At 64.4% G+C, this 15,418-nt stretch carries 14 protein-coding genes; 3 read left to right on the top strand and 11 right to left on the bottom strand.

What is annotated here, in order from left to right; translation table 11 throughout:
- Positions 1-17 precede the first annotated feature (17 nt).
- Positions 18-1,214, top strand: coding sequence for an MFS transporter (locus tag AC0L3A_RS07760; RefSeq protein ID WP_473253979.1), 1,197 nt, complete (start codon positions 18-20; stop codon positions 1,212-1,214).
- Positions 1,195-2,568, top strand: coding sequence for an amidase (locus tag AC0L3A_RS07765; RefSeq protein WP_473253980.1), 1,374 nt, complete (start codon positions 1,195-1,197; stop codon positions 2,566-2,568). The genes AC0L3A_RS07760 and AC0L3A_RS07765 overlap by 20 nt, the downstream gene beginning before the upstream one ends.
- Here the strand turns inward: AC0L3A_RS07765 and AC0L3A_RS07770 are convergent.
- The 11 genes from AC0L3A_RS07770 to AC0L3A_RS07820 all read right to left on the bottom strand — a co-directional run bounded on the left by AC0L3A_RS07770 (position 2,565) and on the right by AC0L3A_RS07820 (position 14,023).
- Positions 2,565-3,326, bottom strand: coding sequence for an SDR family NAD(P)-dependent oxidoreductase (locus AC0L3A_RS07770; RefSeq protein ID WP_473253981.1), 762 nt, complete (start codon positions 3,324-3,326; stop codon positions 2,565-2,567). The genes AC0L3A_RS07765 and AC0L3A_RS07770 overlap by 4 nt on opposite strands.
- Before the next feature lie 52 nt (positions 3,327-3,378).
- Positions 3,379-5,118: a nitrilase-related carbon-nitrogen hydrolase gene (locus tag AC0L3A_RS07775; RefSeq protein WP_473253982.1), complete on the bottom strand. Its 1,740-nt coding sequence runs from the start codon at positions 5,116-5,118 to the stop codon at positions 3,379-3,381.
- Positions 5,119-5,131: 13 nt separating this feature from the next.
- Positions 5,132-6,121 carry an acetamidase/formamidase family protein gene (locus tag AC0L3A_RS07780; RefSeq protein WP_473253984.1) on the bottom strand — a complete coding sequence of 330 codons (990 nt, stop codon included), beginning with the start codon at positions 6,119-6,121 and terminating at the stop codon, positions 5,132-5,134.
- 31 nt (positions 6,122-6,152) lie between these two features.
- On the bottom strand, positions 6,153-6,872 hold the full coding sequence (locus AC0L3A_RS07785) for an ABC transporter ATP-binding protein (RefSeq protein WP_473254066.1): 720 nt from the start codon (positions 6,870-6,872) through the stop codon (positions 6,153-6,155).
- Position 6,873: 1 nt separating this feature from the next.
- Positions 6,874-7,590: an ABC transporter ATP-binding protein gene (locus AC0L3A_RS07790; RefSeq protein ID WP_473253985.1), complete on the bottom strand. Its 717-nt coding sequence runs from the start codon at positions 7,588-7,590 to the stop codon at positions 6,874-6,876.
- A complete protein-coding gene (locus tag AC0L3A_RS07795) occupies positions 7,590-8,654 on the bottom strand; it encodes a branched-chain amino acid ABC transporter permease (protein ID WP_473253987.1) in 1,065 nt (354 codons plus the stop codon). Before AC0L3A_RS07795 ends, AC0L3A_RS07790 begins: the two co-directional genes overlap by 1 nt.
- Before the next feature lie 15 nt (positions 8,655-8,669).
- Entirely contained in the window at positions 8,670-9,542 is an 873-nt protein-coding gene (locus AC0L3A_RS07800) for an ABC transporter permease subunit (RefSeq protein ID WP_473253988.1), read from the bottom strand.
- Positions 9,543-9,736: 194 nt separating this feature from the next.
- A complete protein-coding gene (locus tag AC0L3A_RS07805) occupies positions 9,737-10,978 on the bottom strand; it encodes an urea ABC transporter substrate-binding protein (protein WP_473253989.1) in 1,242 nt (413 codons plus the stop codon).
- A gap of 11 nt (positions 10,979-10,989) precedes the next feature.
- Positions 10,990-11,655 carry an ANTAR domain-containing response regulator gene (locus AC0L3A_RS07810; protein ID WP_473253990.1) on the bottom strand — a complete coding sequence of 222 codons (666 nt, stop codon included), beginning with the start codon at positions 11,653-11,655 and terminating at the stop codon, positions 10,990-10,992.
- A complete protein-coding gene (locus AC0L3A_RS07815) occupies positions 11,652-12,812 on the bottom strand; it encodes a transporter substrate-binding domain-containing protein (RefSeq protein ID WP_473253991.1) in 1,161 nt (386 codons plus the stop codon). The genes AC0L3A_RS07810 and AC0L3A_RS07815 overlap by 4 nt, the downstream gene beginning before the upstream one ends.
- 449 nt (positions 12,813-13,261) lie before the next feature.
- On the bottom strand, positions 13,262-14,023 hold the full coding sequence (locus AC0L3A_RS07820; protein WP_473253992.1) for a GntR family transcriptional regulator: 762 nt from the start codon (positions 14,021-14,023) through the stop codon (positions 13,262-13,264).
- A 77-nt stretch (positions 14,024-14,100) separates the two neighbouring features.
- On the opposite strand from AC0L3A_RS07820, the gene AC0L3A_RS07825 reads away from it, so the two are divergent.
- Entirely contained in the window at positions 14,101-15,417 is a 1,317-nt protein-coding gene (locus tag AC0L3A_RS07825; RefSeq protein ID WP_473254067.1) for a M20 family metallopeptidase, read from the top strand.
- Position 15,418 lies beyond the last annotated feature (1 nt).

The following is a 15,418-nucleotide window of genomic DNA, read 5'->3' on the forward strand; positions in this document are numbered from 1 at the left end:
TCCATGAGCGCAACGCCATGGTAGACACAAACACAGCCGTTCCGCCAGCACCTGCGCTGCTGCCGGCCCTCGGGGCGATGACCTCGCTTCAGGCGCTGGTGGCGCTCGCCCTGTTCGCCCCGGGCGTAGTCGCGCCCCGCGCCAACATCGAGGTCTGGCAGCTCTCCATGTTCTCCTGTGCGGTATTCGCGATTGGTATCCCGGCCTCATTCTGGGGCGGCGGCTTTATCACGCGGCTCGGGTCGATGCGGATCGCAAGCCTGTGCGCGGTGGCTATCGTCGTCAGCATGGCGCTGGCGTCGCTCGGCTCGACCGTCACCCTGCTGGCCGCCGGCCTCTGCCTCGGCCTCGCCTTCGGCCCGGAGACGCCGGCAAGTGCGGCGCTGCTGGCGCGCCTAGTGACCTCCGAGCAGCGCGCTTTCGTGTTCTCGGTGCGCCAGACCGGTAACCAGATCGGCGCCGTATGTGGCTCGCTGATCCTGCCCGCGATCGCGATCTCTCTCGGACCAGCCTGGTGCTACGCAGCGGTCGGCGCCTGCGCGCTGCTCGCGATCCTGATGTTCGAGCAATTGAGGCCAGCTTATGCGGGCAAGGCCGTTCCCGCGCCAGAACTCGATCTCCGCGCGCGACTGGCGCTGGTCACTGCGGACCGGCGGATCACGATGCTGGCACTGGCCTCAATGCCGTTCAGCGCCATGCAAGTGTCGCTCAACACCGTCTTCGTCACACTCGGCACCCGCGAGCTTGGGCTCAGCCACATCGAAGCCGGCATAGCGCTCGCCTGCGCGCAAGGCGGCGGCCTGGCCGGCCGGCTCGCCTGGGGTCTTGTCGCAACGCGCCTGAACGCCTCGCGCGGGGTTCTCATCGTCATCGGCCTCGGCATGACCTTCTGCGCCGCACTGCTTGGCCTCGATGGCGCATCGCTCGGTCGCACCGGACAATTCGCGGTCGCCACGCTGTTCGGCCTGACAGCCTCGGGTTGGAATGGTGTCTTCGTCGCAGAAATCGCGCGCCTTGCCCCCCAAGATAGGATTGGCGAGACCACAGGCGCGGTGCTGACGGCGTCCTATGCCGGCCTGCTGGCGGCACCGGCGCTTGTTTCCATATTGGATACTACCGCGAGCCTCGGCGCAGCCTTCGTTGCGTTGGCGTGCCTCGCTCTGTGCGGCACAGTGGCGTTGATGTGGGGAGGCCATGACAAAGCCGGCACATAGCGCGTGCGACATCGCAGCCGAAGTCGCTGCCGGGCGGATGACCGCCGTCGAGACCGCCAAGGCTGCCCTCGGTCGCATCGAAGCCGCCCAAAGCTTGAACGCGGTGGTTACGATCGATCCTGCGCGCACGCTGGCCGACGCGGCGGCGGTCGATGATCGCCTGCGCGCAGGCGAGCGAATGCCGCTGGCTGGTGTCCCCGTCGTCGTCAAGGACAACATCTGGGTCGGCGGCTGGCGTATCACGCAAGGCTCGCGCCTGTTCGCCGATTTCATCGCGCCACGGGATGCCGTTGCGATCGAGCGACTGCGTAGCGCGGGCGCCCTGGTCGTCGGTATCGGCGCGACGTCCGAGTTCGCTTGCAAGGGCCTCACCACCTCGCCGCTGTTCGGGCCGACAAGGCATCCGCTCGATCTCGCGCTGACACCCGGCGGCTCATCGGGCGGGCCGGCAGCGGCGGTAGCGGCCGGACTTGTGCCGCTCGCAATCGGCACCGATGCGGGCGGCTCCAGCCGCAGGCCGCCGGCCCACGTCGGTGTCACCGGCTTCAAGCCGTCCTACGGCGCGATCCCCTATGGACCCGGTTTCGCCGAGCCGTTTTTCGAACTGTCCGTCATTGCACCGATCGCCGCCACCGTCGCCGATGTCACGCTGGCGTTCGAAGCCATGACCGGTGTCGATCCGCGCGACCCGAATTCCGCTTGTATCGCACAAGAGGCGGATGACCCGGCCAGCCTGCGCATCGCGTTCTCGCCGCGCCTGGGACTGGACGTCGCGGTCGACATCGTCGTCGCCGACGGACTTGCTGCTGCCGCAGAGCGCCTTTCCACCGCCGGCCTGCGCATCGCCCGGCGGGATCCCGTCTGGCCGGCGGGCGCGACGGAAGAGGCCATCATGCCGCTTCAGCACGCGGGCCTCGCCGCGCTCCATGGCGACGCCTTCCGCAGGGATCCGAGCGTGTTCGATCCCGATATCGCGAAGCAGATCGAACGCGGGCTGTCCTGGTCGGGCCCGGACGTTGCCAGCGCGCTGGTTGCGAGCACCGCGATCGCCAACGCGTTCGCGGCCTTCTTCACCGACATCGACCTGTTGCTGGCGCCGACCGTCCCCTGCGTCGCCTGGCCGTTGACCCAGCTTGGACCTGACACGATCGGCGGCCGCCCGGCGAGCCCGCGCGCGCACGCCGTATTCACGCCCTTCGTCAATCACGCCCGGATTCCCGCTATCTCCATTCCCTGCGGGACTGACGCAGCCGGACTTCCCTACGGCCTGCAGCTGATCGCCCGGCGCGGCCAGGATCGAGCTCTGCTGCGGGCCGCGCGGTACGTCGAGACGCTTCTTCGGGACGACACCTAAAACTGCACACCACGTGTCAGGGCGCCGTCGACGACGAGATTTGTCCCCGTGATGAAACTTGCCGCGCGACTGGCGAGAAACACGGCGGCGTTGGCCATCTCCTGCGGCGTCCCCATCCGCCCCGTCGGATTGAGGGCTAGCGCGGTCTTGTAGAGCTCGGGGTTGTTGTCCTTGATCATGTTCCAGACCCCGCCCTCGAAATAGGTGTTGCCCGGCGAAACGGAGTTGGCGCGGATGCCTTTCCCCGCGAGCTGATTGGCCAACCCCTGAGTGTAGTGGATGATCGCCGCCTTGAAGGTACCGTAGGGACCTGCCGCGAAATCGACCTCTCGCCCGGAGACGCTGGAGATCGTGACGATCGCGCCGGCCATGCTCTTCTCCAAATACGGCATGGCCGCATTCACCAGCCGGACCGTGCCCATCATGTCGGTCGAAAACTCCTTTTCCCAGCTTTCGTCGTCCTGCCCGATCGCGAGCGCGCTGACGTTGGCGACGACAACGTCGATGCCGCCGAGCTTGGCCGCCATATCGCCGACCCAGGCTTTTAGCGCGGCACCGTCGGAGACGTCGACCGCGCCACCAAAAGCCGCGACGCCCTTTGCCTTCAGCGCGGCGACCGTGCTCTCAACCTCGGCCCGATTGCGGGAACAGACACCAACGTCGGCGCCTTCTGCTGCAAACGTTTCAGCGATCGCCCGGCCGATGCCCTTGGTGCTGCCGGTGATGAGAACTTTGGCGCCCTTGAGTCCGAGATCCATGGTCGGTTTCCTCTTCCTTGTTTAGGCTCTGTAGATCGCATTCGCCGCCAGGTCAGTAGTTGCTCGCAGCCGCCTTGACCAGGCCGCGATAGCTGTGCGGCATGCGCATCGAGACCAGGTCCTTGCGCCGCACCACGTTGGTCGGATAGACGCTGTCGAGATTGCCGGTGTCGACCAGCGCCGTGGCGAGGCCAGTGCCGTTGGCAACGATCGCTTCCCGGCGCGGAAATTCGAATGTATCCGGCCCGAACACGCCGCTCAGTCCGGGATAGCCGCGCTCGGGATCGAGAACATTGGCGAAGGCAAGGAAGACGTTGTTCTCGCCGGCGCGCACCCGGAAGTGATGCCAGTGGTGCGGATCGCCTCCCGTCGGAATGAAGCCTGGCTGGATTACCTCCGTGCCCGCGTGCGACGAGCTGAAGCGCCCCTTGATCGCCGCTGGGCAGACGATGAGATCGCAGCCGCGAAGTGCGAGCACTCGCCCCGCTTCCGGGAACGATGCGTCGTGGCCGATCAACATCCCGATGCGACCGATCGGCGTGTCGACAACGCTCCATCCGGTACCGGCGGTTGCCCAACTTCTCTCGTCAGCCGCGAGGTGCGTCTTGCGATAAATCGATATCTTTCCGTCAGGCGCGACGAGGCATGCGCTGTTGTGGAGCACATCTCCGTCACGCTCGGCTAGGCCGCAGACAAGGTAGATACCGAATTCGCCTGCGATGCGGCGCAGGCGGTCTGTCGCGGATCCCGGTATCGGCTGCGCCGATTTCGCGGGATCCGCAAGGCCCGTCACCGCCAACTCCGGGAAGACGACAAGTTCGGCGCCTTTCTCCTTGGCCGCCCGCGCCAGCGCTTCGATCTGTCGTAGATTTTGGACGACGTCGTCGACAGGCGCGAATTGCGCGACGCTGACCCGCGACGTTTTGCCGGTCGGCCAGGGCTCGTGGCCATAGAGACCGAAAAAATCGCGTGGGTTCCAGCTGAAGGTATCGGTGAGCAATTCCGGATAGAGCTCCGGCCGCCGCTGCGCGAACACGGTCTCGCCGAGGACGCGGCGCGCGCGCGCGGCATCGAGATCGATCTCCGACAGCAGGACTCCGTCACCCTTGTCGAGTACGGCGCTCACCTGCCCGTCTGGCGCTATCACGCAGCTGCCGCCGCTGAACTGCACGGTGCGCTCCAGCCCCCATCGATTGCTTTCAATGACGTAGCAGCCGTTCTCAAAGGCGCGGCTGATCCAGTACGGTGCCGGCGTGCGCTCGGCCAGCCAGTTCGAGATGTGACAGATGACGTCGGCGCCCCCGAGCGCCATCAGCCGCGCGGTTTCCACGAAGTGGATGTCCATGCAGATCAGCAGCCCAATGCGCCCAATCGGCGTTTCGAACACCTGATTGTGCAGATCGCCCGCCGCCGCCCATTTCGGTTCGGAAATATACGGATGCGTCTTGCGATGGCGGCCGACCACGCCATTAGGCCCGATCAGCACGGCCGTGTTGAAGTAGATGCCGTCCTCGTCGACCTCGGGCATGCCGACGACGATATGGCAATCATGCTTGCGCGCCAGCGCTGCAAAGCGGCTGGTGGTCGGCCCCGGGACCTTCTCGACGAACGGCGCGACCTCGGCACGGTCGAACCAGCAATAGCCCGTGGTTCCCATTTCCGGCGTGACGATGAGCTTGGCGCCGGCCGCCGCTGCCTGCTCGCAGAGATCGAGCAGGCCTGCAATGTTTTGCTCCTTCTCGAACATGGTCGGCTCGAACTGAACGGCGGCGACTTTGTGGATGGTGGACATGATCCGGCCGGTTTCAAACGAGAAAGGATTTCTTGATGGAAGCGCCGAGCGTGTATTTCGGATCGACCATGTTGCCGAGCCGGACACGACCTGCCTGGGTCAGGAGCATGTAGGCGTCGATCTCGTCGAAACCGTAGTCGGTCGCCATCCAGCGGCAGAGCTCGCGATAAGCAATGCGGGCCGCATCCTCCATTGGCCGCGCGGAGCCGATGGTCATGATGAAATCCCTGGTCTCGAGCCGCGGCCAGGCGATGGTCCAGTTCTTGATCAGGTCGATCTGCACCGTGGTCACGGTCGGATGCTCGATAGCGACGCCGCAGAGCTCGCCATCGCCCTGCGCGGCGTGACAATCGCCGAGATAGAGCAACGCGCCCTTGGTGTTGACCGGCAGATAGATGACGGCGCCGACGCCGACATCCGGCAGGTCCATATTGCCGCCGTAATAGTCCGGAACCAGCGACGAGATCGCCTCGATTTCGGGGGACGTGCCGATGGTGCCGATAAACGGCTCATAAGGCAGCGTAATCTTGTCGTTCCACTTGGTTCCGGTCTTCGCGTCGATCACGAGCTTCTTCACTCGCTCCGGCAGCGCCGGGTTGAGCAGCGCGGTCTGCCCGGTCGAGACCAGCCCGCCGAAGTCCGGCATGACTACGGTGGTGCCGCACGGCTGCGGCCCGCGCGGCACGATATTTTCAATATAGACGGCGAGCACGTCGCCTTTCTCGGCGCCGTTGACGTGGATCGGTCCGTTCTGCGGATTGAGGAATGGAAAATTGAGGATCTTCGACGGGCTGTCGGTCTCGTGCTTGATCGCCCCCTCGAAAGCGTCATGGGTCTCGGCGGCGACCACGGCACCGGGATCGACCGTCAGCACCGGCTTCACATAGGGGCCGTAGACATAATGATACTTGCCCTGGTCGCTCTCCGTGATGGTGTAATGCTTGCCCCGTTCGCCCTTGGCGACGCCTCTGCGTGCCATGATGGAAGTTTCTTGCCAGGCCATTGCTGTTCTCCTTGGTTGGGCGTCGTTTTTTTTAAACTGCCAGATGGCGGCGCATCTCCGCCTCATCGTCGAGCGCACAGCGGTCAAGGCTTGCGACGATACGTCCCTTGTCCATGACGTAGCAGCGCTGCGCCATGGCGCGGATCATGTCGAGATTCTGCTCGACCAGGATAATGGTCACGCCGGTCACGCGATTGAGCTCGACCATGTTGCGTGCGATGTCCTGGACGATGTTAGGCTGGATGCCTTCGGACGGTTCGTCCAGCAAGATGAGATTTGGATCTGCAATCAGGACCCGTCCGATCGCGAGCTGTTGTTGCTGGCCGCCGGACAGGGTGCCGGCGCGCTGGGTCCAGCGCTCGCCGAGGATCGGAAACGCCTCGAGGATCTTGCGGCGGCCTGCTTCGGGAATGCCGCCGCCCCTGATCGCGGCACCGACGGCGACGTTCTCGCCAACGGTCAACCGGGGGAACACATCGCGCCCCTGCGGCACGTAGCCCATGCCGAGGCGTGCCCGCTTGTGCGCGGGCAAGGACTCCACCGCCTTGCCGCGATAGACGATCGAGCCGCTCATCGCCGGCACCAGCCCGATCAGGCTCTTCATCAGCGTTGATTTGCCGACGCCGTTGCGTCCGATGATGGCAACGATCTCACCCTCCCGTACCTCGATCTCGAGGCCCTGGAGCACCGGCTTGCCGCCATAACCGGCGCGCAGGCCCAGCGTCGAGAGGATCACTTCCTTGCGCGGCATATCAAGCATGGGCCTGCCCCAGATAGATCGCCGCCACGCGCTCGTCAGCCACGATCTCGGAGATCGTGCCCTGCGCAAAGACCTGGCCGAGATGCAGCACGGTGACGCGCTGGGCGACCTGGCGCACGAATGCCATATCGTGCTCGATCGCCAGCACCGTCATGCCGTCGGCATTGAGCCGCTGCACCATCGCGCCGGTCGCACGCGTCTCCTCCGGCGACATGCCGGCGGTCGGCTCGTCCAGCAATAGAAGACGCGGCTTCAGGCTGATCGCCATGCCGATCTCCAGCCATTGCTTCTGACCGTGGCTGAGATTGCCGGCGGTCTGGACCTGCTCGCTCTCCAGTCCGAGGAAGGCAAGCAGCCGGTCGATCTCCGCAGCGAGCTCGGCGCCGCGATGACGGCTCTGCAAGGCGATCTCGAGGTTCTGACGGACCGACAGGCCCTTGAAGACGCCGGGCACCTGGAACTTGACGGAAAGGCCGCGGTGAATACGTGCAAACGACTTCAGCGCCGTGATGTTTTCTCCTGCAAAGAGAATCTCGCCGCTGCCGGGATGATGCTCGCCGAGGATCAGGCGGAACAACGTGCTCTTGCCGGCACCGTTCGGGCCGATCAGGCAGTGAATCTCGCCGGCTTCGAGCGTGAGGTCCACGGCGTTCGTGACGTGGAGGCCGCCAAAATGCTTGTTCAGATTGCGAAGCTCGAGCAGCGACATCAGCCTGCCCTCTGCGTCAGGCGGGCTGAAAGCCGTCCGAGCCAGTTCATCAGGCCGAGCACGAGGCCGTTCGGGGCGATGAGGACGGTGAGCACCAGCAGCACGCCCATGAAGATGAGGGCATACTGGCTGCCATAGATCGTGAGCGCCTGGAACGCAGCAAGCACCACCAGCGTGCCGATCACGGTCGAGGTCAAGTCGCTGCGACCGCCGACCGCGACCCAGATCAGCGGCAGCGCCGCCGCCGTCATGCCCATGCTCGATGGCGTGATGTACTGTCCCCACACCGTGTAGAGCACGCCGGATATCCCTGCGAGCGCGGCGCCGATCACGAAGGTGATGAGTTGGTACCTGCGCACGTCGTAACCCAGCATCTCCGCCCGCTCGGGATTCTCGCGGATCGCAACGATGACGTTTCCGAATGATGAGTTCATCAGGATGCGCAGGCCGAGATAGACGAAGACGAGGAGACCGAGCACAAAGTAGTAAAGCCCGACGTCGGCAAACAGCACGATCGGTTCGCGCGGCCAGGGAATGGTCAGGGGCGGCATCGCGCTCATGCCGTTGAAGCCGTTCAGCCGCGCGCTGCCGATATGCCATTCCGGTCCCGCGGTCTGGGCCATGAAGCGCTCCAGCATCAAGGTCACGGCGAGCGTGACGATGCCGAGGAAGACGCCGGCGATGCGGCCGAAGAACATGAAATAGCCGAGCAGGACGGCGAACAGCGCGGCGATTGCGACCGCCGCCACCATCGCGACTAGCGTAAAGCCATAGGCCGGGCCGAAATTGATGGTCAGGACGCCGTAGCCGTAGCCGGCGATCCCGAAGAACGCCGTCTGGCCGAACGAGAGCGAACCGCCATAACCCCAGATCAGGCACAGGCTGAGCGCGATGAACACCCAGACGAAGAAGTAGACGGTGTTGCCGACGGTGTAACCGTCGCTGAACAGCGGATAGGCCAGCGCGACCACCAGCATGATGGCAAACACAGCCCAGAAGGCCCGGCCGCGACCGACGGTCTGCGGGCCTTCGAGACGTTGAAACAAGGACAGTAAACCGCTCACGACGCCATCACTCCGTCAGGTGCGCTCACGCAGTACGAAGCCGGAGATGCCTTTCGGCAGGACCCGGACGACAATGATCACGGCGACCAACAGACCGATCTGGCCGAACAACTGCCCCTGCCACGACGTCATCACCGATTTCACCACCGCAAGCACGCCGCCCGCCGGCGCCGTGCCGAGGAAAACGTCCGCCCCGCCGATTACCACGGTGACGAACGCTTCCATGATGAAGGTCGCGCCCATGGTGGGAACCAGCGTCATGGTCGGCGCGTACAGCCCCCCGGCAAGGCCGGCGAGCCCTGCCCCGCAGGCGAAGGTAAGGCTGTAGATCAGCCGCGTGTCCACGCCGAGGGCCGCCGCCATATGCGGCACCTGAATGGTGGCGCGCGCCAGCACCCCGAAGCGCGTCCAGTTGAACAGAGCGTAGAGACCCGCCAGCACGCCGAGTGCTGAGCAGAACAGCACGATGCGATAGATCGAATAGGAATAGTCACCGACTTGAAAACTGCCGAACGGCGTGCCGACGCCCGCCATCGTGGAGCCGACCATGATCAACGTGCCTTGAGTGGCGATCAGGCTCAGACCCCAAGTCGCGACAATGGTATCAACAGGCCGATCGTACAGATGGCGGATCACGGCGAGCTCCACCAGCACGCCGACCAGCGCAGACACGATCGTGCCCGCCAGTATCCCCAGCGGCAATGGCAGGCCGGCATGCACGGCAGCCGCCGTCATGTAGGCACCGCACATGATGAACTCACCATGGGCGAGATTGATCACGCCCATCATGCCGAAGATCACCGCGAGCCCGCAGGCTGACAGCACCAGGAACGCGAAGGCGTCGCCGAATTGATAGAGAGCCGAGAATGCAAGGGTCGCGATGTCCATGGACCTGCCAGACTGGTGTGAGAAGCGGAGTCGCTACCGCGGATGTCCGTGGTGGGGCCCCCCCGGGCCCCCAAACCCCGCGCCCCCCCCCCCCCCGCCGGGGGGGGGGGGGGGGGGGGGGGGGGGGGGGGGGGGGGGGGGGGGGGGGGGGGGCTCGCCCTCCCCCCCCCCCCCCCCCCCCCCCCCCGATCCCGTCAGGGCTTCGGCGGCGGATTCGACGGCGTGTACTGGGCCATCGGATCTTTCTTGGTGAGATCGCAGCCGGCATCACCGAGCCAATAGGGCTTGATGTCCTCCCAGACCTTGGGGAAGGAGATCGCGTGATTGGCGTCGACCTTCGCCAGATAGATCGTATGCGACATGTGCTGGCTCTCCGGGTCGATGCAAACCTTGCCTTCCGGCGCATCCATGCAGACATCGCCCATCGCGATCACCTTGCGGATGTCCTCGCGCTTGGTCGACTTCGCCCGCTCCACCATCTGCTTGTAGAGATAGACGGCGAGATAGGAGTTCTCGGCCTCCTGGTTCACGTAGGGCTCGCTGGGGAATTTCGCCTTGAACTTGGCGTAGAATTCCTTGCTCTTGGGCGAATCGATTTCCTCGATGTAGTTGGTGGTGACGTACATGTCCTTCAGGCTCGGCGGCTTGAAGCGCTTGTGCTCGTAACCTTGGCCGACGTTGACGGAGGACGCCATCGGCAGATTGACGTTGGCGGAGGCGGCCTGCTCGTAGTAGGAGGCCTGCGCGGTGCCGACCAGCAACGTGACCACGAAGTCCGGCTTGGCCTTCTGGATGTTCTGGACGCTCTGCGAGAACTGCGACACGCCGAGCGGGATGAACTCCTCGCCGGCCATCTTGCCGCCGTTCTCCTTGACGATCTTGCGCACCCATTCGGCCGATATCTGACCGAAATTGTAGTCAGCGGCGAGCGTGTAGACGTTCTTGCCGTACTTCTCCATCATGTAGGGAATAAGCGTCGAGAACTGCTGCTCCGGCACCGCGCCTGTCACGATCATGTGGCCGTCGCAGACGCCGCCTTCGTATTGGTTGTTGTAGAAGGCGAAACCGTTGAATTGGTCGACGATCGGACGATAAGCCTCGCGTGATGCCGAGGAAAAGCCCGCGAACACCACGTCGACCTTGTCGCGCTGGAGCACGCGCCGCATGAACTCCTGGTAGCGTGTGTTGTCGGATTGCGTGTCATAAGGAACGAGCTCCAGCGGCCGCCCCATGATGCCGCCGGATTTGTTGATCTCGTCGGCGGCGAGCTGGATGGCGTGGACCTTGCCGATGGTAGCGGCGGCGAAATCGCCCGACTGATCTTCCAGCACGCCGAGCTTGATCGGGTTTTCCGCCGCGAGCGCCTGATGTGAGCCGAAGACAAGCGTCCCCGTGAGGGCTGCGGCGCGCAGCCCCCGCAATACAGACTTGGTCATATTTGCTTCTCCTAGATGGCCTGCTTGTTGCCGCCTTGCAGCGAGATGCCGGTTGTGCGGCCGGACGTATCGGGCGGCTTCGCCCGCTTGCTCAGAAACTCCTCGCAATAGAGTTCCATGTTCTGCCGCGCGCGCATGCTGTCGCGGCGGAGCTGGGAATAGGCACCCTCCTCGTCGAGGCCGTCTTGCTGCATCAGCAGGATGACGGCCCGGATCACCGCGCGGCGCCCGCGGCGGCGCTCTTCGAGGCCCTGCAAGCGCTCGTACATTTCTGCACGCAGCAGGAACTGGTTGATGCCCATGAACAGTGACGTGTAGACGGCGCCGCCATGCACCGGCTTGCGCAGGAACGAGGTCGCCCCGAGGTTGACGAGCGCCTTGAGCCGGCTCGGCGCCTCGACGCCGACGAGGCCGATCACTGGTACCGGCGGCAGCCGCGAGGCCGGATTGACCTCGATCGCAACCGCACCTTCGAGATCGCCGTCGACGAACAGGATGTCGCGATCAGGCTGGAGACCGGCGATGTCGATCTGCGCGCGGCCCTCGACGATCTCCGGATATTCGGTCGAGACACCGAGCTTGGCCAGTGTAGTTTCGAGCGTGCTCTCCCACCCGCCTCGTCGGGTGACGACAATGGCCCGGCCACCTTTGAAATTCTGCAGCAATCGTGAGCTCATGATTGCACCACCTTCAACAGCGGAGAGCGCATTGCGCTCGCAAAGCGCGGCGACGACTGAACGAGATAGGGGTCGGGCGCGATCGGCTCGCGGGACTCCAACAGCACCTCGAACTGTCCGTTCGCGGACGAGCGGCCGATGCGCGGCGTGAGCCAGGCATGAAAGGTCTGCCGGTCGATGCGGACCTCGCCTTGCGGAGCGCGCAGCCGCTGATCAGCCACGGCGGAACGCACCGTGCGGGCGTCGTCGGTGCCGGCCTGCGCCAATGCCGCCGCGAGCAGTTTGACGGCGATGTAGGACGATTCAGCATCTGCCGAAGAGACCGGTCCGTCCGGGAAGGATTGCGCATAGGCCGCGATAAAGGCCGCATTCTCCGGCGAATTCAGGGACGAGAAGTAGACGCTCGAGGACAAATGTCCGTCGACCGCGTCCGGGCCGATCTCCGGCAATTCCGGTTCCGACAGCGTGCAGCTCGCGACCGGAATTTCCGCGGCCTGGTCGATGCCGTGCGCCCGGCAGGCGGCCCGGAATGCGCGGAAGAAGGCATAGGCACTGGTGCCGATCAAATTGTTGAACACGAAGTCGGGGCGCTGGTCGACGATCGCCGCGATCACCTGGTCGACTTCGGTATCGCCGACCGGGAGATAGCGCTCGGCGAGCACGGTGCCGCCTCGGGCGGTCAGCGCCTCGCGGAAGATGCGGTTGTTCTCCCAGGCCCAGATGTAGTTGGAGCCGACGCAGAAGGCGCGTGAGCCGACCCGGGACGCTAGATAGTCGACCAGCGGAAGCACGTGCTGGTTCGGCGCGGCGCCGGTGTAGATGACGTTGTCGGAGCTTTCGAAGCCCTCATAGTGCGACGGATACCACAACAGGCCGTCGAACTTCTCGAAGCAGGGTATCACCTCCTTGCGGCTCGACGAGGTGTAGCAGCCGACCACGTGCCGGACGCCGGAACCGAGGAGATCGAGGCTGAGCGAACGATAGCGCGCGAGGTCGCCGGACGGGTTGACCACCACCGGCTCAAGCGCGATGTCGTCCCGGCTCGCATTGACTTCCCTTAACGCGAGCAATGCGCCGTTGAGGATCGAACGTGCGACGACGCTGTAGGAGCCCGTCGTCGAGAACATCACGCCGATCCGATATTGTTTTCGCGTCATCACTCGATCCAAAAACAAAAAAAACGCCCACCGGCTGTGAAGCCGAGGGCGCCCTCGCCGCCAACCGAACACGCGACGAACGCGTGGTGTTGGAAATGGTTGAACTTACCGCGTTGACGGGCCATTTTGCCCTACGCTCGCCTAATACGGTCGTTGAGATCGGATATTATGTCAAGCGCGTTGTTGCAGCGAAAATTGCCGCACTTCGTGTCGACGTGTAGCAAAACTGTGCAGGGCTGCTCATGGCCGCCGTATGGGCCGACTGGCGGCGTGCAAACCTAATTGCCGCGCCGCCCAACCATCGCCTGCAGACGAGCATCGGTCTGTGCACGCAAGGCGGTCTATGGCGTCCGGGGCCCTCGAACATTCCGGCGCTTCCTGAGAGGAAATCGACGCAATCGTCGGTCAGTAGGAAGGATAAGGGGCGCTTGGCACCGGCTCGAAACAGGCTAGCGGATCTCGTTTACGTAGTGATGATGCGCAGTCGTGGCGCGGTGCTCACTCAGGAGTGCAAGCGTACCGGCTTGATCGTACGCCTCCTCGCGGATCACCAGAACAGCGTTCGGCGAAGCTAGCGCAAGTAGACGCCGATCCTCCTTGTCGGCGAGCTCTGCCAGAAGCTTCTCGCGTATCGCTGCAATGCGAATGCCGTAGGCGTCGAGCAGGTGGAGGTAGAGCAGCGCAGGCACCTTCTCCGCCTTGTGCGGGAAATCAGGCACGCGGCGCGCAATGAGCCGTATTCGCGAATGCATCACCGGCACGCGTCCAACACGTCGGATGCGATGAAGACAGAGCAGCGGCTCACCAACGGCTTCCGTGAAGAGCACCGCCTCCTCCGCATCTGCCGGCCGCAGCGTCACGGACAAGACTTCGGGCACGGAACGCTGGAGGCCGCCGTCTTCGCCATGAAGGCGGAAATACTGGAAGAAAAAGCGCAGACTGTGTTGCGGCGCGCGGCCGGTCACGACCGTCCCGGTCTTGCGCCGGCGCACCAGCATGCCGTCGGCCGTCAGGTCCGCGAGCGCTCGGCGGATGGTGCCGACCGCAACTCCGTATCGCGCAGCAAGCGCAACTTCACCGGGAAGCACCGTGCCCGGAGACAGTTCGCCCACCAGGATCGCCTCGGCGATCTGCCGCTTGACGTGCTCATACAAAGGAACCGGAAGGCTAGATGAGCCGCTCGCTGCTGCTTTTGCCTGTTTACCGGTCACGCCTGCCTCATTCTTCAGAATTGACAGCAATCGGCTTTGCCTATTTCTTTATAGAATATAGAAATGAGCCGCAGCAAATGGTTTCTGCACCGCCAGACCCAGAACAGGCCAGCCCGACGCTGGCAGACGGTTTCGCCGAGATCGAGCGCACGGTAGGACGTGCGGTCGACGATCTTGCGCGGATGGTGGCGATCGACACGACTTTCCCGCCTGGCGCAGGATACGAAGCGTTTGCCGGATTGATGGAGAGCACGGTTGCAACGCTCGACCTCGACTGCCAACGCGTCGATGTCCCCGAACATTTGTGGCGGGTGGCGGGCGGCCCAGCGCAAGGGCGCAGAACCAATCTCATCGCGCGCCGCCGCTCGGACAAACCGGTGCTCGGGCTGTATTTTCATGTCGACACCGTACCGGTAGCGCCCGGTTGGACCACCAATCCGTTCCAGTTGACGCGCGACGACGATCGCCTGATCGGCCTCGGCGCCGCCGACATGAAAGGCACCATCGCGGCGGTGCTGCTCGCGCTGCGCGCCGCCGACGCGATCGGTCTTCCACTCGGCCACGACCCGATGCTGCTCCTTTGCACCGACGAAGAAGCCGGACTCTATCCCGGCGTGCGTTATCTGGCGGAGCGGGGTCTGCTCGAAGGCCACATTCTGAACTTCAACGGTGCCGCAGCGCCGCGCATCTGGGCCGGCTGCTTTGGTCTCTTCACGCTACTGGTGCGCGTGCGCGGCAGGACGGTTCACGCAAGCGAAGCCAGAACCGCCGGCCTGAATGCCAACGCGATCGAGGCCGCACTACCGATACTCAATGCACTCGCAGCATTGAAACCAGAAATCGCCGCGCGGACGTCCGCCCTGCCTGCGCCGCCGCATGCGACGCATCCGCTCGCAGCCCAGCTTGATATTTCCGCAGCCCATGGCGGCCAATGCGGCGGCCAGACTCCATCGCTCTTTGAAATTCTCGTCTGTCGGCGCTATGCGCCGGAGGAAGACTTTCAGGCCGCGCGTGCCAAAATCGAGAACACCGTCTTTGCAGCGGCCCCCGGAGCTGACGTCGACGTTGTTCTCACCGGCCACCTCATGCCGACATCCGATCCGACAGGCCCGCATTGGCCGCGCTGGCAGGAGGCGCTGTCGGCCGGGTTCGGATACACACCGGACGATTTCGCCAAATGGGGTGCGACGGGCTGCTCTGATTTCGGCTGGGTACAGCGAACCGGAATGCAGGAGATCCTGCTGACCGGCCTCGGCCGGCCGCAAAGCCGCATTCATGCGCCTGGCGAATTTACCACGCGCGCCGACATCATCGCGCTGGCGAAATCGGTCCTTGCCTATCTGTCCGCCGAATTCCGTTCCGATCTGTGTCCCGAAACACTCGCCGCCCGCTAGC

It is taken from the genome of Bradyrhizobium sp. MI1.3 (assembly GCF_055811695.1).